Annotated in this window: 21 protein-coding genes; 9 read left to right on the top strand and 12 right to left on the bottom strand. The window is 64.5% G+C overall.

Features of this window, described 5'->3' with window-relative positions; all coding sequences use genetic code 11:
- The 3 genes from dnaQ to AS93_RS0107655 form a co-directional block, all read right to left on the bottom strand.
- On the bottom strand, nt 1-667 hold a 667-nt coding region (gene dnaQ / locus AS93_RS0107645; RefSeq protein WP_027590069.1), incomplete at its 3' end, for a DNA polymerase III subunit epsilon.
- 18 nt (nt 668-685) lie between these two features.
- Nucleotides 686-1,126 (bottom strand): ribonuclease HI, encoded by a 441-nt coding sequence (rnhA, locus tag AS93_RS0107650; RefSeq protein ID WP_027590070.1) that lies wholly within the window; start codon nt 1,124-1,126, stop codon nt 686-688.
- The gene (locus AS93_RS0107655) at nt 1,119-1,889 is read right to left on the bottom strand and encodes a methyltransferase domain-containing protein (RefSeq protein ID WP_027590071.1); all 771 of its coding nucleotides are present in this window, start codon (nt 1,887-1,889) and stop codon (nt 1,119-1,121) included. Before AS93_RS0107655 ends, rnhA begins: the two co-directional genes overlap by 8 nt.
- A gap of 88 nt (nt 1,890-1,977) precedes the next feature.
- Here AS93_RS0107655 and gloB point away from each other — a divergent pair, with 88 nt between their 5' ends.
- The 9 genes from gloB to AS93_RS0107700 all read left to right on the top strand — a co-directional run bounded on the left by gloB (nt 1,978) and on the right by AS93_RS0107700 (nt 13,632).
- Nucleotides 1,978-2,760, top strand: a complete 783-nt coding sequence (gene gloB, locus AS93_RS0107660) for a hydroxyacylglutathione hydrolase (RefSeq protein WP_027590072.1) — start codon at nt 1,978-1,980, stop codon at nt 2,758-2,760.
- A 98-nt stretch (nt 2,761-2,858) separates the two neighbouring features.
- Nucleotides 2,859-4,397 carry a LysM peptidoglycan-binding domain-containing protein gene (locus tag AS93_RS0107665; protein ID WP_081798242.1) on the top strand — a complete coding sequence of 513 codons (1,539 nt, stop codon included), beginning with the start codon at nt 2,859-2,861 and terminating at the stop codon, nt 4,395-4,397.
- A 133-nt stretch (nt 4,398-4,530) separates the two neighbouring features.
- Entirely contained in the window at nt 4,531-6,360 is a 1,830-nt protein-coding gene (locus AS93_RS0107670; protein WP_027590074.1) for an extracellular solute-binding protein, read from the top strand.
- Nucleotides 6,357-8,462: an extracellular solute-binding protein gene (locus AS93_RS20190; protein ID WP_081798243.1), complete on the top strand. Its 2,106-nt coding sequence runs from the start codon at nt 6,357-6,359 to the stop codon at nt 8,460-8,462. The genes AS93_RS0107670 and AS93_RS20190 overlap by 4 nt, the downstream gene beginning before the upstream one ends.
- Nucleotides 8,462-9,544 (top strand): microcin C ABC transporter permease YejB, encoded by a 1,083-nt coding sequence (locus AS93_RS0107680; RefSeq protein ID WP_027590075.1) that lies wholly within the window; start codon nt 8,462-8,464, stop codon nt 9,542-9,544. Before AS93_RS20190 ends, AS93_RS0107680 begins: the two co-directional genes overlap by 1 nt.
- A 1-nt stretch (nt 9,545) precedes the next feature.
- Nucleotides 9,546-10,565, top strand: coding sequence for an ABC transporter permease (locus AS93_RS0107685; RefSeq protein ID WP_027590076.1), 1,020 nt, complete (start codon nt 9,546-9,548; stop codon nt 10,563-10,565).
- 1 nt (nt 10,566) lies between these two features.
- Complete coding sequence (locus AS93_RS0107690; RefSeq protein WP_027590077.1) at nt 10,567-12,213, top strand: ABC transporter ATP-binding protein; 1,647 nt, start codon at nt 10,567-10,569, stop codon at nt 12,211-12,213.
- Nucleotides 12,194-12,988 (top strand): enoyl-ACP reductase FabI, encoded by a 795-nt coding sequence (gene fabI / locus AS93_RS0107695; protein WP_027590078.1) that lies wholly within the window; start codon nt 12,194-12,196, stop codon nt 12,986-12,988. The genes AS93_RS0107690 and fabI overlap by 20 nt, the downstream gene beginning before the upstream one ends.
- Before the next feature lie 206 nt (nt 12,989-13,194).
- Nucleotides 13,195-13,632 (top strand): OsmC family protein, encoded by a 438-nt coding sequence (locus AS93_RS0107700; protein WP_027590079.1) that lies wholly within the window; start codon nt 13,195-13,197, stop codon nt 13,630-13,632.
- A gap of 258 nt (nt 13,633-13,890) precedes the next feature.
- On the opposite strand, the gene htpG is transcribed toward AS93_RS0107700, so the two are convergent.
- From htpG to lpdA, 9 genes are all read right to left on the bottom strand, one after another.
- Entirely contained in the window at nt 13,891-15,795 is a 1,905-nt protein-coding gene (htpG, locus tag AS93_RS0107705; protein ID WP_027590080.1) for a molecular chaperone HtpG, read from the bottom strand.
- Nucleotides 15,796-15,868: 73 nt separating this feature from the next.
- Entirely contained in the window at nt 15,869-16,852 is a 984-nt protein-coding gene (locus AS93_RS18925) for a hypothetical protein (RefSeq protein ID WP_051587386.1), read from the bottom strand.
- 45 nt (nt 16,853-16,897) lie between these two features.
- Nucleotides 16,898-17,344, bottom strand: coding sequence for a PaaI family thioesterase (locus AS93_RS0107715; protein ID WP_027590081.1), 447 nt, complete (start codon nt 17,342-17,344; stop codon nt 16,898-16,900).
- Nucleotides 17,341-17,805, bottom strand: a complete 465-nt coding sequence (locus AS93_RS0107720; protein ID WP_027590082.1) for a PaaI family thioesterase — start codon at nt 17,803-17,805, stop codon at nt 17,341-17,343. Before AS93_RS0107720 ends, AS93_RS0107715 begins: the two co-directional genes overlap by 4 nt.
- Nucleotides 17,806-17,852: 47 nt before the next feature.
- Entirely contained in the window at nt 17,853-18,605 is a 753-nt protein-coding gene (locus AS93_RS0107725; RefSeq protein ID WP_027590083.1) for a DUF599 family protein, read from the bottom strand.
- 67 nt (nt 18,606-18,672) lie between these two features.
- Nucleotides 18,673-19,974 (bottom strand): branched-chain amino acid transport system II carrier protein, encoded by a 1,302-nt coding sequence (brnQ, locus tag AS93_RS0107730; RefSeq protein WP_027590084.1) that lies wholly within the window; start codon nt 19,972-19,974, stop codon nt 18,673-18,675.
- A 216-nt stretch (nt 19,975-20,190) separates the two neighbouring features.
- Nucleotides 20,191-21,078, bottom strand: a complete 888-nt coding sequence (gene sucD, locus AS93_RS0107735) for a succinate--CoA ligase subunit alpha (RefSeq protein WP_027590085.1) — start codon at nt 21,076-21,078, stop codon at nt 20,191-20,193.
- Nucleotides 21,075-22,244: an ADP-forming succinate--CoA ligase subunit beta gene (gene sucC / locus AS93_RS0107740; protein WP_027590086.1), complete on the bottom strand. Its 1,170-nt coding sequence runs from the start codon at nt 22,242-22,244 to the stop codon at nt 21,075-21,077. Before sucC ends, sucD begins: the two co-directional genes overlap by 4 nt.
- 119 nt (nt 22,245-22,363) lie before the next feature.
- On the bottom strand, nt 22,364-23,800 hold the full coding sequence (lpdA, locus tag AS93_RS0107745; protein ID WP_027590087.1) for a dihydrolipoyl dehydrogenase: 1,437 nt from the start codon (nt 23,798-23,800) through the stop codon (nt 22,364-22,366).
- Nucleotides 23,801-23,808 lie beyond the last annotated feature (8 nt).

The raw sequence follows: 23,808 nt of genomic DNA on the forward strand, positions 1-23,808 counted from the left end.
CCAGGCGCGCGGCATGCGCGGCCAGCTCGGCGTCCGTGGCCCGGATGACACGGCCAGGCGCGCGCGCGACAAAGCGTCTGATGGGCGACGGGGCCAGGCGTCCGCCCCCGGCTTCACTGCTCTCACCAGCCAGCGACAGGTGGGTCTGGCCACCGGTCATCGCCAGGTAGACGTCGGCAAGGATCTCGGCGTCGAGCAAGGCGCCGTGGAGCTCGCGGTTGGAGTTGTCCACGCCATAGCGCTTGCACAGCGCATCCAGGCTGTTGCGCTGGCCCGGATGGCGCTCGCGAGCCATCAGCAGGGTATCCAGCACGGAACAGTAACTGCCGATATCGGCGCGTTCGTGCTGGCTCAGCAGGTTGAATTCATTGCTGAGGAAGCCGATATCGAACGCCGCGTTGTGAATGATCAGCTGGGCGCCCTGGATGAACGCGAAGAACTCGTCGGCCACTTCCCGGAAGCGCGGCTTGTCGACCAGGAATTCGTTGGTAATGCCGTGTACTGCGATGGCGCCTTCGTCCACCTCGCGGTCTGGCTGCAGGTAAACGTGGAAATGGCGACCGGTCAGGCGACGGCCCATCAATTCGACGCAACCGATTTCAATGATGCGGTGGCCATCGCCTACCGGCATACCGGTGGTTTCGGTATCGAGTACTACGCTGCGCATGTCCTATCGTCCTGCTGTCTATTTCGTCGTCATGACGACGCCGCGGTTGGCGAGCTGGTCGGCGCGCTCGTTACCGGGATGGCCGGTATGGCCACGTACCCATTCCCAGGTCACCTGATGGCGGCTGACCTGCTCGTCCAGCTGCTGCCAGAGGTCGGCGTTCTTCACCGGCTGCTTGCTGGCGGTTTTCCAGCCGCGTTTCTTCCAGTTGGGCAGCCAGTCCTGGATGCCCTGCATCACGTATTGGGAATCGGTGATCAGCCGCACCTGGCAGGAGCGCTTCAGGGTAGCCAACGCCTGGATGGCCGCCATCAACTCCATGCGGTTGTTGGTAGTTTGCGCTTCCCCACCGAAGAGCTCCTTCTCGACGCCCTTGTAGATCAGTAGCGCGCCCCAGCCCCCCGGACCCGGATTGCCCTTGCAGGCGCCGTCCGTGTAGATCTCGACGATGTCACTCATGCTTCTTGGCGATACTCGGCACGCGGCGGCTGACCTTGGCCACCGGCAACGGCAGGAGTTTTCCCATCGCTTCACGGCGCGGCTGGCGCAAGGGTCGCAGGCCGATCATCAGCTTGCGCGCCACCAGAATGTAAAAGCCGGCCCCCGGCGACTGCCAGCGTCCGCCCCACCGTTCCAGGCGCGCCAGCCGTGCCTGCCAGGCCGGCGAGGCAAGCGGCGGACAATAGCATCCGAAGCGGCGTTTCTCCAGCGCGAAGCCCAGCAGGTTCAGCCAGTCGACCACCCGGCTGGGTGCGATGCAGCGCGCCTGGCGCAGTCCGTCGGATGCGAAGTAATGCCGCAGTCCCCAACTGCTCCAGGGATTGATGCCGAGGATCACCAGGTGCCCGCCAGGCCGCACGCTGCGGGCCGCCTCGCGCAGCAAGCCGTGAGGGGAAACGCTGAAATCCAGACCGTGTTGCAGCACTACCAGGTCGGCGCTGTGCTCGCCCAGCGGCCAGGCCTGCTCGTCGCAGGCGATTTCCACCCCTGGAAAGGGCGCCCCCAGGCTGACCGTATGGCGGATCTGCCGAGCCGCGCACGACTTGGGCGGTGGGCCGTAATGAATGCTGAAGCCGCCGAAGAAGCCGGCGAGTTCGGACTCCAGGACGGGATGTTCGGCGTTCAGCATCTGCTGCCCCAGGGGCCCGGCGAACCAGCGCCGCGCCTCGTCAGTCAGCGCCAGCCAGCGAGGATCGGCCTGGGCAAAGGGTTGCTCGGTCATGACCACCTCCGGATGAAGACGGGTAAGGCCCGCCTTGGCAATGCCGATTAAGATGCACCTTTATGTTCCGCAACGCGAGCCATCCGCCATGCTGAAGATCGATGCCCTGCCGGCGTTCAATGACAACTACATCTGGCTGCTGCAAAACCCCGCCACGCATACATGCGCGGTGGTGGATCCGGGCGACGCCGCACCGGTGCTGAACTGGCTGGCGGCGCATCCCGACTGGCGCCTTACCGATATTCTGGTCACTCACCACCATCACGACCACGTGGGTGGCATTGCGCCTCTCAAGCAGCAGACCGCAGCGCGGGTCGTCGGCCCCGAGCGGGAGGCGATCCCGGCCCGCGACCAGGCGGTTGGCGACGGCGACCTCGTGGAGGTGCTGGGCCACGCATGGCACGTCTTCCATGTTCCGGGCCATACCCTGGGGCACATCGCCTACTACAGCGATACGGCCGCCGACACACCCGTGCTGTTCAGCGGCGATACCCTGTTCGCCGCTGGTTGCGGGCGTCTATTCGAAGGCAGTCCCGCACAGATGCACGACTCACTGAGCCGGCTGGCAAGCCTGCCCGACACCACGCGCATCTACTGCGCCCATGAATACACGCTGAGCAACCTGCGTTTTGCCAGCGCCGTGGAGCCGCACAACCCCCAGGTCCGCGCGCGACTGGAAGAGGTGGAGTGCCTGCGTGCGGCCGGGCACACGACGCTGCCCTCCACACTGGCCATCGAGAAGGCCACCAACCCCTTTCTGCGCTGCAACGAAACATCCATTAATGAAATTATTTCGACGCGTCAAAAAAACGGAAATCTGACGCCAGCACTTGTGTTTGAAGCGCTGCGCGCTTGGAAAGATCATTTTTAACTTCCCGAAGCGAGGCCCGTGTCACCGGGCCTCCTTGCCCTTGCGCCGTTGCGTTCCTAGAATCGCGGCAATTTTTGGCCTCGAAACGACCACCTCCAATGCCGCCGCTTCTTTCTTTTCATCTTTATTCAGCCCCTCTGGCACGGGCCCTGCGACTCGCCTCGCTGGCCGGCCTGCTGACTCTGGCGGGCTGTCAGAGCCTGCAGCAATCCACCGATCCGACGGAGCAGGCAACCCTGGGCACCCCTGCTCTGCCCGCTTCGCAACCTTTCGCCGAGACCGTACAGGCTCCGCCAGCCGATATCTGGGGACGCATGCGGGCGGGCTTTGCCTTCTCCATTGAAGAGAACGCTCAGATCATCCGCCACCGTCAATTGTTCATCGACAATCCCCGGACGCTCGAAGCTGCCAGTGAGCGCGGCAGCCTATACATGCACTACATCGTCGAACGCCTCGAAGAGCGCCAGTTACCGCTGGAACTGGCGCTGCTGCCCGTAATCGAAAGCGCCTACAACCCCCTCGCCTATTCCCGCGCCCATGCGGCGGGCCTGTGGCAGTTCATTCCTTCCACGGGACGCCATTTCAACCTGCGCCAGACCAACTGGTATGACGGGCGCCGTGACGTCACCGCCTCCACCGACGCCGCGCTGAACTACCTGACCCGCCTGCATGCCATGTTCGACGGCGACTGGCCACTGGCCCTGGCGGCCTACAATGCCGGCGAAGGCACGGTGCGCCGGGCCATGAAGCGCAACGAGAGCAAGGGGCTGCCGACCGATTTCTGGAGCCTGCCACTGCCGCGCGAAACCCGCGAATACGTGCCCAAGCTGCTTGGCCTGGCCTCGCTGGTAAAGGCACCCGAAAAATACAATGTCGCGCTGAATCCGATCCCCAACGAGCCCTACTTCGAGGTGGTCGAGATCGACCGCCGCATGGACCTAGCCCGCGCCGCCAAGCTGGCCGAGATCGACGAGCAGCACCTGTATCTGCTCAATCCGGCCTTCAAGCGCCGGATCACCATGGACGGCCCCCGCCATCTGCTGGTGCCAAGCAGCAACGCCGAGATTCTCGCCACCAACCTCGCGCAGCTTCCGCAAGAGGACCTGGTTGACTGGCACGAGTACAAGGTCCGCCCGGGTGACAGCCTGTACACCATCGCCCGCCGGCACAACCTGACCGTGGGCATGCTGCAGGAAATCAATCGCATCCGCGGCACACACCTGCGGGTCGGCCAGTTGCTCAGCATTCCCTCGCACGCCGGCCAGCCGGCACCCGCTGCCCGCACCGTGCTGGCCAGCGCCAGCACAGGTGGCGAAGGCACTTACAACTACCGGGTCAAGAACGGCGACTCGCTGTGGACCATCGCCGCCAACCACAAGGTCAGCGTCACCGACATCAAGCGTTGGAACAAGCTGTCGAGCAACCGCCTGCGCATCGACCAGGTGCTGACCCTGCGCGGCGGCAGCGCTCAACCGACCGGTGAGCAACCGACGATCTACAAGGTGCGCAAGGGCGACTCGCTGTACGCCATCGCCAAGCGTTTCAACGTGAACGTCAGCCACCTGCAGAGCTGGAACCCCAACAGCAGCGAAGCGCTGCGGCCCGGCCAGACCCTGACGCTCTATCTCGCGGATTGAACCGCTCCCCCAGGGCGGCCTGCCAGCCTACCGCCGATCCGCAGCCCCGGGTCGGCGGGCTTTTGCCCCCCGGGGCAAGCTGGTACTGTACCGGCAGCTTCATCCGCCGCCATGGACCGGGTTTCCTCGCCTGATGTACCGCCTCGTTATCCTGTTGCTGAGCCTGCTTTGCCTGCCGGTGCACGCCGGGCTCTTCCACAGCCATGGCTACGCCCAGTTCGGCACGCTCAAGTACCCCGCTTCCTTCACCCACTTCGACTGGGTCAACCCCGACGCACCCAAAGGCGGCACCCTGCGCCTGATGGGCCTGGGTACCTTCGATACCCTCAATCCCTACCCGCTCAAGGGCACCAGCCCCACAGCGACGGCCAACTTCTGGCAGTACGGCGTCAGCGAGCTGAACGCCCCGCTGATGGTCGGCACCGGCGCCTACGATCCTTCCGGTGACGAGCCCGCTTCCAGTTATGGGCTGGTGGCCGAGTCCATCGACTACGACAGCGAACGCAGCTGGGTGGTATTCAACCTGCGCCGCGAAGCTCGCTTCCACGACGGCAAGCCGATCACCGCCGCCGACGTGGCCTTTTCCTACCGCACCCTGCTGCGCGATGGCCACCCGAGCTACCGCACCAGCCTGCAGGAGGTGGCGCGGGTCGACATCCTCAACCGCCAGCGCATCCGTTTCGTGTTCAAGCGCGCCGGCAACCCGCTGCTGATCCTGCGCCTCGGCGAGCTGCCGGTGCTGCCGCAGCACTACTGGAACAAGCGCGACATCAAGGCCACCAGCTTCGAGCCACCGCTGGGCAGCGGTCCTTACCGCATCGTCCAGGTGGAGCCCGGCCGACGCCTGGTATTCGAGCGGGTGGAGAACTGGTGGGGCGAGGACCTGGCGGTGAACCGCGGCAAGTACAACTTCGATCGGGTGGAGGTGGATTTCTACCGCGATAACCATGTGGCCTTCGAGGCCTTCAAGGCCGGCGAATTCGACATCTTCCTGGAAAATCAGGCAAAGAACTGGGCCAGCGGCTACAACTTCCCGGCAGTGGCGCGCGGCGAGGTGATCCGCGCGGAGATTCCCCATCGGATTCCCACCCAGACCCAGGCGCTGTTCATGAACAGCCGGCGAGCGATCTTCGCCGATCGGCGGGTGCGCGAAGCCATGGGCCTGATGCTGGATTTCGAATGGGCCAACCGCACCCTGTTCAATGCCGCCTACCGGCGCAGCGAGAGTTACTTCCCCAACAGCGAATTCTCCGCCACTGGCAAACCGGAAGGCGCCGAGTGGCTGCTGCTTTCACCCTGGCGCGAGCAACTGCCGCCCGGCACACTCACCCGCCCCTGGCAGATGCCGCGCACCGATGGCCGCGGCATTCCGCGCGAGACCATACGCCGCGCCCTCGGCCTGCTGGCCGAGGCGGGCTGGAAGCCATCCGGCCAGGGGCTGCGCGACGCCCGGGGTCGTCCACTGCGTTTCGAGATCCTGCTGGTCAACCCGCGCCTGGAACGCATCCTGCAGCCGTACCGGGAGAACCTGCAGCGCCTCGGCGTGCAGGTCGGCCTGCGCACCGTGGACCGCGCGCAGTACAAGCAACGGCTCGACAGCTTCGATTTCGACATGGTGCTGATGACACTGCCGCAAACCCTCAGCCCCGGCCTGGAACAATGGCAGTACTTTCATTCCTCCCAGGCGAACGTGCGTGGCAGCCGCAACTATGCGGGTATCGCCGATCCGGTGGTGGACGCCATGCTTGAACAGCTGCTGGCCGCCACCAGCCGTGAGGAGCAGATTGTCGCCACCCGCGCCCTGGACCGCGTGCTGCTCTGGCAGCACTACAGCATCCCCAACTGGTACATCGATCACCACCGCTTGGCCTATCGCAATCGCCTGGCCATGCCCGGTACGCCGCCGTACACCCTCGGATTGCGTGCCTGGTGGCAAAAGCCCACGGAGAAGAGCTCACGATGAACACCCTGTGCAAACGCCTGCTGCCGGCCACGGCCCTCACGCTCGGGCTGGCCGGCGCGGCACTGGCGCAACCCCAGCATGCCGTCACGCTGTATGACGAGGCACCGCTCTACCCGGCCGATTTCCGCCACTTCGACTTCGTCAACCCGGACGCGCCCAAGGGGGGCACCCTGCGCCTGGCCGGGCTGAATGGCTTCGACAGCTTCAACCCGTTCATACCCAAGGGCAACGAAGCCAGCATGATCGGGCTGGTCTACGACACCCTCACCTACCATTCCCCGGACGAGCCGTTCACGGAATACGGCCTGCTGGCGGAAAGGATCGAAAAGGCGCCGGACAACAGCTTCGTGCGCTTCCACCTGCGCCCCCAGGCACGCTTCCATGACGGCACCCCGTTGACCGCCGAGGATGTGGTGTTCACCTTCGATACCCTGGTCAGCAAGGGCGACCCGATGTACCGCCACTATTACGCGGACATCAAACAGGTGGTGGCCGAAGGGCTGCATCGCGTGCGCTTCGATTTCACCCATACCGGCAACCGCGAATTGCCACTGATCATCGGGCAGTTGCAGATTCTGCCCCGGCACTGGTGGCAGGAACGCGACCTGTCCCGAAGGGAGTCCGCACCGGCGCTGGAAACCATCGCCACGCTAGTGCTCGCCGAAGACGGCCGCAGCGTCACCATCACCCTGAACGAGGGCGAGAACCTCCCCAGCGCCGAGGACGTGCAGCTGTCCCGTGCCACCCAGGATCTGCCGGCACTTGCCGCGGTGAAATCCCTGCACATCGCGGATGCCCGGCGACTGCGTGCCGAATTGAACGGCCCCGCCAGCGAGGACCTACTGGCCGCCCTGCGCGCCATGAAGGTGCTGCCGGCCAAGCGCGACTTCACCCGCACCAGCCTGGAGCCGCCGCTGGGCAGCGGCCCGTACCGCATCGCCAGCTACGCCGCCGGCCGCTCCGTGCGCTACGAGCGGATCACCGACTGGTGGGCAGCCGATCTGCCGGTGACCCGCGGCCTGTACAACTTCGACGCCATTACCCTGGACTACTACCGCGACATGTCCGTGGCGCTGGAAGCCTTCAAGGCCGGGCAGTTCGACTACAACCTGGAATACTCCGCCAAGGACTGGGCCACCGGCTATGACAGCCCCGCCCTGCGCAGCGGCCGGATCATCCAGGAAGCCATTCCCAACCACAATCCGGTGGGCATGCAGGGCTTCACCTTCAATATCCGCCGGCCGATGTTCCAGGATCGCCGCGTGCGCGAGGCCATTGCCCTGCTGTTCGACTTCGAATGGACCAACAAACAGCTTTTCTTTGGCGCCTACAAGCGCACCCGCAGCTTCTTCGAGAACTCGGAACTGGCGGCCCGCGGGCTGCCTGACGAGGCGGAGCTGAAGCTCCTCGAGCCCCTGCGCGAGCACCTGCCCGAGGAGGTATTCACCCAAGGTTTCGAGCCGCCGGTGAGCGACGGCAGCGGCATCATTCGCGACCGCCAGCGCCGCGCGTATCAGTTGCTGCTCGACGCCGGCTACCGAGTGGAAAAGGACCGCATGGTGAATGCCGATGGCCAGCCGCTGAGCTTCGAGTTCATGGTGCTGCAGGCCAACATGGAGCGCGTACTGCTGCCGTTCAAGCGCAACCTGGCCGAGCTGGGCATCGAGATGCAGCTGCGTCGCGTGGACGTCTCGCAGTTCATCAACCGCCTGCGTTCCCGTGACTTCGACATGACCTCCAGCATCTGGCCGCAATCGAACTCGCCGGGTAACGAACAGATGGAGTTCTGGCATTCGCGCAGCGCGGACAGCCCCGGCAGCCGCAACTTCATCGGCCTGCGCGACCCGGCGATCGATGCGCTGGTGGAAGGCCTGATCCGCGCCGATTCGCGGCAGAGCCTGATCACCCATGCCCGCGCGCTGGACCGCGCCCTGCTCTGGGGCCACTACGTGGTGCCCAACTACTACATCGATACCTGGCGCGTGGCGCACTGGACGCATCTCAAGCGCCCGCACCGCACACCGCGCTACGACGTGGGCTTGATGAGCTGGTGGATCGAAGGCAGCGCGCCGACGCCCGCGCCGGACGAGGTAGCTGAATAATGCTGGCCTACATTGCGCGGCGCCTGCTGCTGATCATTCCGACCCTGCTCGGCATCCTGCTGATCAACTTCCTCATCATCCAGGCCGCGCCCGGCGGCCCGGTGGAGCAGACCATCGCCCGCCTGGAGGGCTTCGACGCCGCAGCCGGTGGCGCCACCGGACGCATCGCCGGCGGCGGCGCCGAAGCGGCGTCCGGCTCCAACTATCGCGGCGCCCAGGGCCTGGACCCGGAACTGGTGGCCGAGATCGAGCGCATGTACGGCTTCGACAAACCGGCCCATGAGCGCTTCTGGCTGATGCTGACCAACTACGCACAGTTCGATTTCGGCGAAAGCTTCTTCCGCGACGCCAAGGTCACCGACCTGATTCTGGAAAAGATGCCGGTGTCCATCTCGCTCGGGCTGTGGAGCACACTGATCATGTACCTGGTCTCCATCCCGCTGGGCATCGCCAAGGCCACCCGCCACGGCAGCGCCTTCGATGTCTGGACCAGCTCGGCGATCATCGTCGGCTACGCCATCCCGGCGTTCCTGTTCGCCATCCTGCTGATCGTGCTGTTCGCGGGCGGCAGCTACTTCAACTGGTTCCCGCTGCGCGGCCTCACCTCCAGCAACTTCGACGAGCTGTCGCTGCTGGGCAAGGTCGCCGATTACTTCTGGCACCTGGCGCTGCCGGTGACCGCGCTGGTGATCGGCAACTTCGCCACCCTGACCCTGCTGACCAAGAACAGCTTCCTCGACGAGATCGGCAAGCAGTACGTAGTCACCGCCAAGGCCAAGGGCCTGAGCCCCAACCGCGTGCTCTACGGTCACGTGTTCCGCAACGCCATGCTGATCATCATTGCCGGCTTCCCCGCCGCCTTCATCGGCATGTTCTTCACCGGTTCGCTGCTCATCGAGGTGATCTTCTCCCTCGACGGCCTGGGCCTGCTCAGCTTCGAGTCGGCGCTGAACCGCGACTACCCGGTGGTGTTCGGCACGCTGTTCCTGTTCACCCTGCTGGGCCTGCTGGTCAAGCTGATCGGCGATCTCACCTACACCCTGGTCGATCCGCGCATCGACTTCGAAAGCCGGGAGGGTTGAGATGAAACTGTCCCCGCTCAATCGACGTCGCTTCGAGCGCTTCAAGGCCAACAAGCGTGGCTGGTGGTCGCTGTGGCTGTTCCTTGCGCTGTTCGTGCTCAGCCTGGGCGCCGAACTGATCGCCAACCACAAGCCACTGATCGTCAGCTACGACGGACAGTGGTACTCCCCGGTGTTCAAGCGCTACCCGGAGACCACCTTTGGCGGCGAATTCCCGCTGGAGGCCAACTACAAGAGCCCTTATGTGCGCCAGCTCATTGAAGAGAAAGGCGGCTGGATGCTCTGGCCGCCGATTCCCTTCGATTACGCCAGCATCAACTACGATCTGGACGTCCCGGCCCCCGCCCCGCCCTCCATCCAGAACTGGCTAGGCACCGATGACCAGGGCCGCGACGTGCTGGCGCGGATCATCTATGGCTTCCGCGTGTCGGTGCTGTTCGCCCTGACGTTGACCCTGCTCAGCTCGCTGATCGGCGTCATCGCCGGCGCCGTGCAGGGTTTCTACGGCGGCTGGGTGGACCTGGCCGGGCAGCGCTTCCTGGAGATCTGGTCGGGGTTGCCGGTGCTCTACCTGCTGATCATCCTGGCCAGCTTCGTGCAGCCGAACTTCTGGTGGCTGCTGGGCATCATGCTGCTGTTCTCCTGGATGAGCCTGGTGGACGTGGTGCGTGCCGAGTTCCTGCGCGGCCGCAACCTGGAGTACGTGCGCGCCGCCCGGGCGCTAGGCATGCAGAACGGCGCCATCATGTTCCGTCACATCCTGCCCAACGCCATGGTCTCCACCATGACCTTCATGCCGTTCATTTTGACCGGGGCCATCGGCACCCTGACCGCCCTGGATTTCCTCGGCTTCGGCCTCCCCGCCGGCTCTCCCTCGCTGGGCGAACTGGTGGCCCAGGCCAAATCCAACCTGCAGGCGCCCTGGCTGGGCATCGCCGCGTTCAGCGTGCTGGCGATCATGCTGAGCCTGCTGGTGTTCATCGGCGAAGCCGCCCGCGATGCCTTCGACCCGAGGAAGTGAGATGAGCGACAACCTGATCGAAATCCGCGACCTGGCCGTCGAGTTCGTCACCGGCGACCAGACGCAGCGTGTGGTGGAAGGCGTCAGCTTCGACATCCGCAAGGGCGAGACCCTGGCGCTGGTGGGCGAAAGCGGCTCGGGCAAGTCCGTCACTGCGCATTCCATCCTGCGCCTGCTGCCCTACCCGCTGGCCCGCCATCCGGCCGGCAGCGTTCATTACCAGGGCCAGGACCTGCTGCAGGCGAACGAGAAGACCCTGCGCGGCATCCGCGGCAACCGCATCGCCATGGTCTTCCAGGAACCGATGACCTCGCTCAACCCCCTGCATACGGTGGAAAAGCAGATCAACGAAGTCCTGGGCCTGCACAAGGGGCTGAGCGGCAGCGCCGCCACCGCGCGCACCCTTGAACTGCTGGATCTGGTGGGCATTCCCGAGCCGGCCAAGCGCCTCAAGGCCTATCCCCATGAGCTGTCCGGCGGCCAGCGCCAGCGCGTGATGATTGCCATGGCCCTGGCCAACGAGCCAGAGCTGCTGATCGCCGACGAACCCACGACCGCGCTGGATGTCACCGTTCAGCTCAAGATCCTCGAACTTCTCCAGGACTTGCAGGCCCGTTTGGGCATGTCACTGCTGATCATCAGCCACGACCTCAACCTGGTGCGCAGAATCGCCCACCGCGTATGTGTCATGCAGCGCGGACGCATCGTCGAACAGGCGTCGTGTGAGGAATTGTTCCGCGCTCCGCAGCATCCCTATAGCCAGGAACTGCTCGGCGCAGAACCCAGCGGCGAGCCGGCGGACAACCCCGTCGGCCAGCCGATTCTGCAAGTGAACGACCTGCGTGTGTGGTTCCCCATCAGGAAGGGGCTGCTGCGGCGCACGGTCGATCATGTGAAGGCCGTGGACGGCATCGACTTCTCCCTGCTGCAAGGGCAAACCCTGGGCATCGTGGGGGAAAGCGGTTCCGGCAAGTCCACGCTGGGAATGGCCATCCTGCGCCTGATCAGCAGTCAGGGCGGCATCTGTTTCCAGGACCAGGCCCTGGAAGGCCTCAGCCAGCAGCAGGTGCGGCCCTTGCGCCGCCAGATGCAGGTGGTCTTCCAGGACCCTTACGGCAGTCTCAGCCCGCGCATGTCGGTGGGCGAGATCGTCGGCGAGGGGCTGCGCATTCACCGTCTCGGCAGCGCCGAGGAGCAGGAACAGGCCATCATCGACGCGCTCACGGAGGTAGGTCTGGACCCGGATGCCCGGCACCGCTATCCCCACGAGTTTTCCGGCGGGCAACGGCAGCGTATCGCCATTGCCCGGGCACTGGTGTTGAAGCCGGCGCTGATCCTGCTGGACGAGCCCACCTCGGCGCTCGACCGCACGGTACAGCGCCAGGTCGTCGAGCTGCTGCGCAACTTGCAGGCCCGGCACAACCTGACTTACCTGTTCATCAGCCATGATCTGGCGGTGGTCAGGGCCCTCTCTCATCACCTGCTGGTGATGAAACAGGGACAGGTCGTCGAGCAAGGCGAGGCGCGGCAGGTATTCGCCGACCCACAACACCCTTATACCCGGCAGTTGCTGGAAGCGGCCTTCATGGCCCCGGCAACGCCAACCAACCAAGCAAGAGGAATAGAACATGGGTTTTCTCGCCGGTAAGCGCGTACTGATCGTCGGTGTCGCCAGCAAGCTGTCGATTGCCTCGGGCATCGCCGAAGCCATGTACCGCGAAGGTGCAGAACTGGCTTTCACCTACCAGAACGACAAGCTCAAGGGCCGCGTGGAAGACTTCGCCGCCGGCTGGGGCTCCAGCGCCGACCTGTGCTTCCCCTGCGACGTCGCCAAGGACGAGGACATCGCCAAGGTCTTCGAAGAGCTGGCCAAGAAGTGGGACGGCCTGGACTGCATCGTCCACTCCGTCGGCTTCGCCCCCGGTGACCAGTTGGACGGCGACTTCACCGAAGTCACCACCCGCGAAGGCTTCAAGATCGCCCACGACATCAGCGCCTACAGCTTCGTCGCCCTGGCCAAGGCCGGCCGCCCGATGATGAAGGGCCGCAACGGCAGCCTGCTGACCCTCACCTACCTGGGCGCCGAGCGCACCATGCCCAACTACAACGTGATGGGCATGGCCAAGGCCAGCCTGGAAGCCGGCGTGCGCTACCTGGCCGGCAGCCTCGGCCCGGAAGGCACCCGCGTGAACGCCGTGTCCGCCGGCCCGATCCGTACCCTGGCCGCGTCCGGCATCAAGAGCTTCCGCAAGATGCTCGCCGCCAACGAGAAGCAGACCCCCCTGCGTCGCAACGTGACCATCGAGGAAGTCGGCAATGCCGCCGCCTTCCTGTGCTCGGACCTGGCGTCCGGCATCAGCGGCGAAATCATGTATGTCGACGGCGGTTTCAACACCACCGCCATGGGTGCCATCGAGGACTGATCCGGTCCGCGATACCCCCAAAGCCCGGGCCAATGCCCGGGCTTTTTCATTTCCGCGGGCGCGCCTGTTTCATCCCGAGACCAAACGTCGTAGCATGCTGGCCTTCGATTGATACCCCAAGGGGTATTGATGCGCATCAAGGACGAAGCGCCAAACCACCCCTAGCCTTCCCAGGCTTTTTTATCTTTTCATGAGGTAGTTCGCGCATGGCGCTCAAGACCATCAAAGCCAGCGGCCACATGCAGGCCGGCATGACCATCGACATCCAGTGCGGCAGCCACCACGTCATCATGGACCAGCCAAAGACCGCCGGCGGAGCAGACCTGGGCGCCAGCCCGCTGGAGGTGATGATCGCCACCGTGGCCGGCTGCTTCGGCAGTATCGGGCGCATCGTCGCCCATCAGCAGAAGCTCGCCATCAACGCCATGACATTCGAGGTGGAGGCCGACTACGACCCCAGCGGCCTGCTCGGCCGCGAGACCGACGCCCGGGTGGGCTTCCAGGAGATCCGCCTGAAGGTCGACATCGACGCGCCGGAACTGGATCAGGCGCGCAAGCAGGCCTTTCTGGAAGAAGTGGAACGCCGCTGCCCGGTGATGGAAACCCTGCTGAATGGCACCAAGGTAAGCACGGCGCTGGCGTGATGCACGTGGGGGTGGACAATGTTTTTGTCCACCATGACCACGGTGCCATGGCCCAACGGCGGCCGGAAGTGCGCCGATCACCCTACGGCTGCTAAGGTGTCGCGGGCCGGGCAAACGTAGGGTGGACAACGTTTTCCTTGTCCACCATGGCCACGGGGCCGTGGCCCAACGGCGGCCGGACATGCGCCGACCGCCCTAAGACTGCGGCATAAACACAAAGGGCCACCGAGGTGGCCCTTTGTGATTTCAGCGCAACGCTCAGGCGCTCAGCTCCAGCAGCAGCTTGTTCAGGCGCTGCACGTAGCCGGCCGGGTCCTTCAGGCTGTCGCCGGCGGCCAGGGCGGCCTGGTCGAACAGGATGTGGCTGAGGTCGGCGAAGCGGTCTTCGTCGGCTTCCGCATCCAGCTTCTCGATCAGCGGGTGCTGCGGATTGATCTCGAAGATCGGCTTGCTCTCCGGCACCTTCTGGCCGCTGGCCTCGAGGATCTGGCGCATCTGCAGGCCCAGGTCCTGCTCGCCGATGGCGAGAATCGCCGGCGATTCCGTCAGACGGTGCGACACGCGCACCTCGGCGACCTCCGCCTCCAACACCTTCTTCAAGCGCTCGACCAGCTGTTCCTTGGTCTTGGCGACTTCTTCCTGGGCCTTCTTGTCCTCCTCGGTGTCCAGCTTGCCGAGGTCCAGGTCACCGCGCGCCACGTCGACGAACTGCTTGCCGTCGAACTCGGTCAGATAGCTCATCAGCCACTCGTCGATGCGATCGGTGAGCAGCAGCACTTCCACGCCCTTCTTGCGGAACACTTCCAGGTGCGGGCTGTTCTTGACCTGGCCGTAGCTCTCGCCGGTGAGGAAATAGAGCTTGTCCTGACCTTCCTTCAGGCGACCCAGGTAGTCGGCAAGCGACACGGACTGTTCGCCGCTGGCGTCGTGGGTGGAGCTGAAACGCAGCAGGCCGGCGATCTTCTCCTTGTTGGCGAAATCCTCGGCGGGGCCTTCCTTGAGCACCTGGCCAAACTGTTTCCAGAAGGTCTTGTAGTCCTCGGGCTTGTCTTTGGCCAGCTTCTCCAGCATGTCCAGGGCGCGCTTGGTCAGCGCCGACTTCATGGAGTCGATGACCGGGCCCGACTGCAGGATTTCGCGGGAAACGTTCAGGGACAGGTCATTGGAATCCACCACGCCCTTGATGAAGCGCAGGTACAGCGGCAGGAACTGGTCGGCCTGATCCATGATGAACACGCGCTGCACATAGAGTTTCAGGCCCTTGGGTGCTTCGCGGTGGTACAGGTCGAACGGCGCGCGGCCCGGCACGTAGAGCAGCGAGGTGTATTCCAGCTTGCCCTCGACCTTGTTGTGGCTCCAGGCCAGCGGGTCTTCGAAGTCGTGACCGACGTGCTTGTAGAACTCGGTGTATTCCTCGTCCTTGATCTCGCTGCGCGGCCGGGTCCACAGGGCGCTGGCGCGGTTGACGGTCTCCCACTCGGGTTCCGCCGGCTTGTCCTTCTCTTCCCCGTAATGCTCCTTCGGCAGTTCGATGGGCAGCGCCACGTGGTCGGAGTATTTCTTGATGATGTTGCGCAGGCGCCAGCCGTCGGCGAACTCTTCCTCACCGCTCTTCAGGTGCAACACGATACGCGTGCCGCGCTCGGCCTTCTCCACGGTGGCCACTTCGAACTCGCCCTCGCCCTTCGACGACCAGTGCACGCCCTCGGCGGCCGGCAGGCCGGCGCGGCGGCTGAACACGTCCACCTTGTCGGCGACGATGAATGCGGAATAGAAGCCCACGCCGAACTGGCCGATCAGGCGGGAATCCTTCTTCTGGTCGCCGGTGAGATTCTTGAGGAACTCGGCGGTGCCGGACTTGGCGATGGTACCCAGGTGGGTAATGGCATCCTCACGGCTCAGGCCGATGCCGTTGTCTTCGACGGTGAGGGTCTTGGCGTCCTTGTCGAAGCTGACACGGATCTTAAGCTCGGCGCCGCCTTCGAGCAGCTCCGGCTTGGCCAGCGCCTCGAAACGCAGCTTGTCGGCGGCGTCGGAAGCGTTGGAGATCAGCTCGCGCAGGAAGATTTCCTTGTTGGAGTACAGGGAATGGATCATCAGGTGCAGCAGCTGCTTCACCTCGGTCTGGAAGCCCAGGGTTTCTTTTTGAGTTTCCACACTCATCGTCTTCAACTCTCCAGGTGTTGGGTACGGGCCGCTTGCGCGACGGGGTGTCCCAGCAGATGGGGGACGAGGCTCATGATTTCAAGGGCTTGGCGGCATCAGCTTCCTGATCGGGCGCGCCGCGCGGCGGATAACGGTCGCCCGGAACGCCCCAGCCCATCTGTTCGTCCTTGAGCAGTTGCAAGGGCACGATCAGCGCCCGGTTGCCGATGCGCGCCTGGACACGCAGTTCCAGCGGCCGGCTGTTCCAGTCGATGTCCGGCAGTTGCACCGCCTCCACGCGGTGCTGCGGAAAGCGGCGCTGCAGGTAGTCTTCGATGACGACCTGCAGGGTCTGCACCGAGTCGAAACGGGTATCCACCCGGCCTTCGCGGTAGCGCAACCGGTCGGTGAAGACCTCGATGGGGCCGGACACCCAGGTCCTGTGCGCACTCGGCAAACCCAGGTGGAGGTTGCCCACCAGCCGGTTGGGCGCCTGGCGTTGCAACTGCAGATGCATGCTGTAGCCGCGCTCCAGGCGCAACGCCTCGGGTAACGGATTGCCGCCCAACTGGCGCACCAGCTCGACAGTCGGGACGTCATCGTCCTGCGGCAGGATGTCCAGCGTCAGTTGCGAACCGGAAAACTCGCCCAGGTGGATCACCAACTCGCGCCAGTCGAAGCTTGCCGAACCCTGACTCAGTCGCAACCGGCCATCGATGAACTCACCTTCCACCGGCGCAAAAGGCTCGCCCCACAGGCGTCCACGCAGGCGGATGTCCGGCTGCCACGGATCGCGCACCGGCTCCAGCCACTCCAGCTTCAGCAAGGCGCGCAGGCGATTGGGGTCCTGCTCCGCCAGTCCGAGCAGACCGAAACCCAGCGGCAGGGCAGCAAGCACCGCGCACAGCAGGGGCGCGCGCGCCTCCCGGCCGTGGCGAAACAGATAAAGCAGGGTCAACGGCGGTAGCAGGCACAGCAGCCCCCAGCCGGCCCCCCGCGCGAAGGCGCGCAGGGCCAGCCAGAAGAAACTGCCGACCAGCAGGAAGCAGCCGCCGAGAATCAGCAAGGCATCCATCGGGTGTTCCTCGTCCGGCCAGAGCACCGGACGCGGAACGATCGATCAGGACTCGTCGACCTTGAAGTGCGCGCGCGCGGTGGCGATGGGCTCGGTTTGCGTGGTCTGCCAGGCGGTGATGGCCACGTTGGCCACTCGACGGCCCTGTCGCCACACCTGGCATTGAGCGAAGGTGTCACGATAGTGACCGGCCCTGAGGTAATCCACCGAGAAGTCGATGGTTTTCGGCAAATGCGCGCTGCCCATGAACATCAGCAGGTGCAGCAGTGCGGCATGTTCCATGAATCCGGCGATCACCCCGCCGTGCAGCGCCGGCAGTACCGGGTTACCGATGTTGTCGGCCTGGGCCGGCAGGCGGAACACCATGTCATCCCCCAGACGCAGGCATTCGATGCCGATCAGCCGTGCATAGGGAACCAGATCGATCAGGGCGCTGTAGTCGTTGCGGGTATGCGCCTCGCTCAAGAGTGCGTTGAACGCCTGCCGGTTCATGCCTTGCCCTCCGGGAAACCGCTCTTGATGTGCGCGCCGGACCCCAGGCGCATGAAGGTGCCCACCGCGTGGGCGATCGGTTGCGCGGGATCATCCTGATAGGCCACGCCACGGGTGAAGATCACCGTCGGCGTCACCCGATAGCATTCGGCAAAGCCATAGACGTCCTTGTGCGGATCGGCCGGGTGCATGTAGTCGATGCGCAGGTCCAGGGTCGGGCAGACCTCGAAATCGGGCAGGAAACACACGGTGGAAATTCCGCAGGTGGTGTCCATCAGGGTGGTGATGGCGCCGCCATGGATACCGCCGGTTTCCGGATTGCCGACGATCTTCTCGCTGTATGGCAGGCGTAGCGTCAGGCCCTTTTTGTCGGCCGCTTCCACCTGCATGCCCAGCACCTGGCAGTGCCGCAGGGCAGAAAGGAAGCGTTCGGCGCGCTGCACGAGTGGATTCTTGTTCATGGTTATGGCTCGCAAGGTGCAGAACGGGCGGCATCAGGCCGCCCGGGTCAATGGAAATCGGGCTCGCGGGGCTCCTGTTGGGCTGAGGGGGCGGCAATCGGAGCGGGGGTATGGGTCAGCACCTTGAGTACCCGGGAGTGGAATTCGCGATGGTACAGAACCAGCACCACACCGGCGGTCACGACCATGAACACCCACGGATGGATGAACCAGGACAGCGCCGCCAGGCCAAAATAGTACGCCCGCAGGCCCAGGTTGAACTGGTTGCCGGCGCTCGACAGCAGCTTGGCGGCGCGCTTGGCGAAGATGTTGCGCTCCTGATCGCTGACGTTGCGTTCGGCCAGCAGCGGCGCCGAGCCCAGCAGCACGGCGGCAAAGTTGTACTGGCGCATGCACCAGCTGAACGTGAAGAAGGCGTAGACGAACACCATGGCCAGCAACAACAGCTTGAGCTCGGACATGCCCCGGCCGACCGGTTCGATGAAGGGCAGCTCGGCCAGCAGCGATACCGCACGGTCGGAAGCCCCCAGCGCAGTGACGATACCGGCCAGGATGATCAGCGTGCTGGAGGCGAAGAACGAGGCATTGCGTTCCAGATTGCCGATCACGCTGGCATCGGCGATGCGGTTGTCGCGCTGCAGCATGCGCCGCATCCAGTCCTCGCGGTACAGGGCCATGACGCTGGCCAGGCACGGCGTGTCCCGGCCCTTCCAGATCGCGTAGCGCGTGTAGCCCAGCCAGCAGAAGACGAACCAGAGGGCTGCCACCAACTGGCGCAGATAATCGTCGGTCAAGGTCATAGGCACGTTCCCTTCAGAGCCGGGCGATTATACCCGGCTTGTCCTCTCCGCTAATGCCTTTACGCCACTACTGTCGAGCCGGCAGCAGGCGATCAATGACCACACTGATCAGCAGCACCACCAGCACGGGCAGTACCCAGCCCATGCTTTGCGCCGCCCAGGGCAAGGTGGTGAAGAACGGGGGCACCACATCCTTGAAGGCGCTGGCCAGCAGGCCGTCCGCCAGACCGAAGACCAGGGCGACCGCCATCACCGGGCGGAACACCCGGTGCGGCTCGCGCCACAGCCTGTCGGCCAGGCTCAGCAGTACCAGCACGATGGCCAGCGGATACAGGCCCACCAGCACCGGCACCGAGATGCGAATCAGCTGGTCGAGCCCCTGGTTGGCCACCAGCAGGCTGAACAGCGTGAAGCCCACGGCCACGTTGCGATAGGACGTGTGCAGCAGCTCGCCGAAGAATTCGCCGCAGGCGGTGAGCAGGCCCACCGCGGTGGTCAGACAGGCGAGGATGATCACCGCGGCCAGCAGCAGCAGGCCGGGAGTACCGAAGGTGTGCTGCACGTAGGCAGTGAGGATCTGCCCGCCATTGCTTGCTTCACCCGCCACGCTCTGGCTGGTGGCGCCCAGGTAGAACAGCGCCAGGTAGACCAGCGCCAGGCCAACCGCGGCGATGATCACCGCAATGATGGAATAGCGGGTCACCAGACTCGGACTGGTCACACCGCGATCGCGGATCGCGGTGGCGATCACGATGCCGAACACCAGCGCGCCCAGGGCGTCCATGGTCAGGTAGCCCTGCAGGAAGCCCTGCAACAGGGGCACATCGCGGTACTCCACGGCAGTGCCCCCCACCGGGCCGGCCGGCGCGAAGATCGCGGCGGCACCCAGCAACACCAGGGCCAGCAGCAGCACCGGGGTGATGATCTTGCCAACCCGGTCGATCAACCGTCCGGGGTTGAGCACCAGGAACAGCACCAGTCCGAAGAACACCAGGGAATAGATGAACAACGCCCAGTCACTGTTACCGGTGAAGGGCGCGACACCGATCTCGAACGACACCACCGCGGTACGCGGCGTGGCGAACAGCGGCCCGATGGACAGGTAGACGGCCACGGCCAGCACGGTACCGGCTACCTTGCCAAGTGGCCCGGTCAGGCTCGGCATACCACCACCGACCCGGGCCAGGGCCACGATGGTCAGCAGCGGCAGGCCGACGCCGGTGAGCAGGAAGCCCAGTGCCACGGGCCAGATATTGTCGCCCGAGGCCATGCCGGCGCTTGCGGGGAAGATGATGTTGCCGGCGCCGAGGAACAGCGCGAAGGTCATGAAACCAAGGGCAACCAGGTCGGAACCTTTCAGACGGGTCATGGGAAGTAACACCACTGCAAAAGAATGTTATGTCGTGGCTTCCCGGGGTAAGGGAAACTGGCTGCGGGCCAGAACGACGCTCTCTTTTGAAGAGGACGTTCAAAAAGATGCAAAGCCTAACGATTTACGGTCATTTCTGCACCTTCTGATGGACATCCGGTGCCATGCGCAAACACAAAGGCCACCTTGCGGTGGCCTTTGCTTGCACGCCGGGGCTCAGGCCCGCTTGACCTGCCAGCCGGTGACTTCCGCCAGCGCCTTGCCGATATCGGCCAGGGAGCGCACGGTTTTCACGCCGGCGTCCTGCAGCGCGGCGAACTTCTCTTCCGCCGTGCCCTTGCCACCGGAAATGATCGCACCGGCATGGCCCATGCGCTTGCCGGGCGGCGCGGTCACGCCGGCGATGTAGGACACCACCGGCTTGGTGACGTTGGCCTTGATGAAGGCCGCCGCTTCCTCCTCGGCGCTGCCGCCGATCTCGCCGATCATCACGATGGCTTCGGTCTGCGGGTCTTCCTGGAACAACTTGAGGATGTCGACGAAGCTGGAACCGGGGATCGGGTCGCCGCCGATGCCCACGCAGGTGGACTGGCCGAAGCCGGCGTCGGTGGTCTGCTTCACCGCTTCATAGGTCAGGGTGCCGGAGCGGGACACGATGCCGACCTTGCCCGGCATGTGGATATAGCCGGGTTGGATACCGATCTTGCACTCGCCGGGGGTGATCACGCCCGGGCAGTTCGGGCCGATCAGACGCACGCCCAGCTCGTCGCACTTGATCTTCACTTCCAGCATGTCCAGGGTCGGAATGCCTTCGGTGATGCAGACGATCAGCTTGATGCCGCCGAACGCCGCTTCGAGGATGGAGTCCTTGCAGAACGGCGCCGGCACGTAGATAACGGAGGCATCCGCACCGGTGGCTTGCACGGCCTCGGCAACCGAGTTGAAGACCGGCAGGCCCAGGTGCGTGGTGCCGCCCTTGCCCGGCGTCACGCCGCCCACCATTTTCGTGCCGTATTCGATGGCCTGTTCGCTGTGGAACGTACCCTGCGAGCCGGTGAAGCCCTGGCAGATGACCTTGGTGTCCTTGTTGATCAGAATGCTCATTGGTTGCTCTCCGCAGCCTTGACCACCTGCTGGGCGGCCTCGGTCAGACTGGTTGCCGGGATGATGTTCAGGCCGCTTTCGGCCAGCATCTTGGCGCCGAGCTGGGCATTGTTGCCCTCCAGGCGCACCACCACGGGTACCTTGACGCCGACTTCACGCACGGCGCCCATGATGCCCTCGGCAATCATGTCGCAGCGCACGATGCCGCCGAAGATGTTCACCAGCACGGCCTTCACGTTGCTGTCGGAGAGAATGATCTTGAACGCTTCGGTCACGCGTTCCTTGGTCGCACCGCCGCCCACGTCGAGGAAGTTGGCCGGCTTGCCACCGTGCAGATTGATGATGTCCATGGTGCCCATGGCCAGGCCCGCGCCGTTGACCATGCAACCAATGTTGCCATCGAGGGCCACGTAATTGAGCTCCCAGCGTGCCGCGTGGGCCTCGCGGGGATCATCCTGGGACGGGTCATGCATGGCGCGCAGCTTGGACTGGCGATACAGCGCGTTGCCGTCGATGTTCACCTTGGCATCCAGGCAATGCAGGTTGCCGTCCTTCTTGATGACCAGCGGATTGACTTCGAGCAGGGCCAGGTCGTAGTCCTTGAACAGGCGCGCCAGGCCCATGAAGATGTGGGTGAATTGCTTGATCTGCTCACCCTGCAGGCCCAGCTGGAACGCCAGGCTGCGGCCCTGGTAGGGCTGCGGGCCCACCAACGGGTCGATGGTGGCCTTGAGAATCTTCTCGGGGGTATCGTGGGCGACCTTCTCGATCTCCACACCACCCTCGGTGGACGCCATGAAGACGATGCGTCGACTGGAACGATCGACCACGGCGCCGAGATACAGCTCCTTGTCGATGTCGGTGCAGGCCTCGACCAGGATCTTGCTGACCGGTTGGCCATTGGCATCGGTCTGGTACGTCACCAGGCGCTTGCCCAGCCAGTGGGTTGCGAACTCCCGCGCCTCCTCCGGATTGCGAACCAGCTTTACACCGCCGGCCTTTCCTCGCCCGCCGGCATGCACCTGGGCCTTGACGACCCATGCATCGCCACCGATCTCCTTGCAGGCTTCTGCGGCCTGTTGCGGGGTGTCTACAGCATGGCCGATGGAGACGGGCAGGCCGTATTCAGCGAAGAGCTGCTTACCCTGATACTCGTGAAGATTCATGCTTCTCTACCGTTTCTAGTTTTTGCTATTGGCAATAGGCGTGTCCTCACGGACACGCCTCCTATACGGCAGGTGAGCCCTCCCCCCTCGCAAAAGTTCAAGCCACCTGCCGGGCTCCCTTAGCGCTTCTTGCGGTTGGCAACGTGGATGGCATGACCATTCACAGCCAAGGCCGCTTCATGAAGCGATTCGGACAGCGTCGGGTGCGCGAACACCATCATGCCCAGGTCCTCGGCACTGGTGCCGAATTCCATGGCGATGGCGCCCTGCTGAACCAGCTCGGCAGCGCTCGGGCCCACGACGTGGACGCCCAGCACGCGATCGGTTTTGGCATCGGCAATGACCTTGACGAAACCGGCGGTTTCGTTGGCAGCCATGGCGCGACCGCTGGCGGCGAACGGGGCAACACCCACGTTGATCTCCACGCCTTCGGCCTTCAGGGACTGCTCGGTCTTGCCGACCCATGCGATTTCCGGATGGGTGTAGATGACGCCCGGGATCAGGTCGTAGTTCATCTGGGTCTTGTGACCGGCGATGCGCTCGGCAACCATCACGCCCTCTTCAGAGGCCTTGTGGGCCAGCATGGCGCCGCGCACCACGTCGCCGATGGCGTAGACGCCCGGAACGCTGGTGGCACAGAAGTCATCGACGAAGATGAAGCCGCGCTCGTCCATGGTCACGCCGCTGTCGGCGGCCAGCAGGTTGGTGGTCACCGGACGGCGGCCGACCGCTACGATCAGCTTGTCGAAGGTCAGCTGCTGTTCGCCATTGGCATCGCTGAAGGTGACGACCACTTGCTCGCCCTTGACCTCGGTGCCGGTGACGCGCGCGCCCAGACGGATGTCCAGACCCTGCTTGGTGAGAATCTTCTGGGCTTCCTTGGCGATCTGCTCGTCGGCGGCGGCCAGGAACTTGTCCATGGCTTCCAGCACGGTGACCTGGCTGCCCAGACGGGCCCAGACCGAACCCAGCTCGAGACCGATCACGCCGGCGCCGATGACGCCCAGCTTGCCGGGAACGTTCTGGAAGTCCAGGGCGCCGGTGGAGTCGACGATGACCTTCTGATCGACCGGAGCCGGCGGAATCTCGACCGGCTTGGAACCGGAGGCCAGGATCACGTTCTCGGCGGCCAGCACTTCAACGCTGCCGTCGGTTTTGGTGACTTCCACCTGCTTGCCGGCCAGCAGCTTGCCGTGGCCTTCGAACACGGTCACGCCATTGGCCTTCATCAGCGCGGAGACACCGCCGGTGAGGTTTTTGACGATCTGGTCCTTGCGGCCGACCATGGTCGGCACGTCCATCTTCACGTCACCGGTGCTGATGCCGTGCAGCTTGAAGCTCTCGTGGGCTTCATGGAACTTGTAGGAGCTGTCCAGCAGCGCCTTGGAGGGGATGCAGCCGACGTTCAGGCAGGTGCCGCCCAGGGCCAGCTTGCCGTCCTTGCCGGTGTACTTCTCGATGATGGCGGTCTTCTTGCCCAGTTGGGCCGCGCGGATGGCAGCGACATAGCCGCCGGGGCCGGCACCGATCACCACGACGTCGAATTTCTGGCTCATAGGGTTTC

It is taken from the genome of Pseudomonas sp. RL (assembly GCF_000647775.1).
GTDB classification, from domain to species: Bacteria; Pseudomonadota; Gammaproteobacteria; order Pseudomonadales; family Pseudomonadaceae; genus Serpens; species Serpens flexibilis.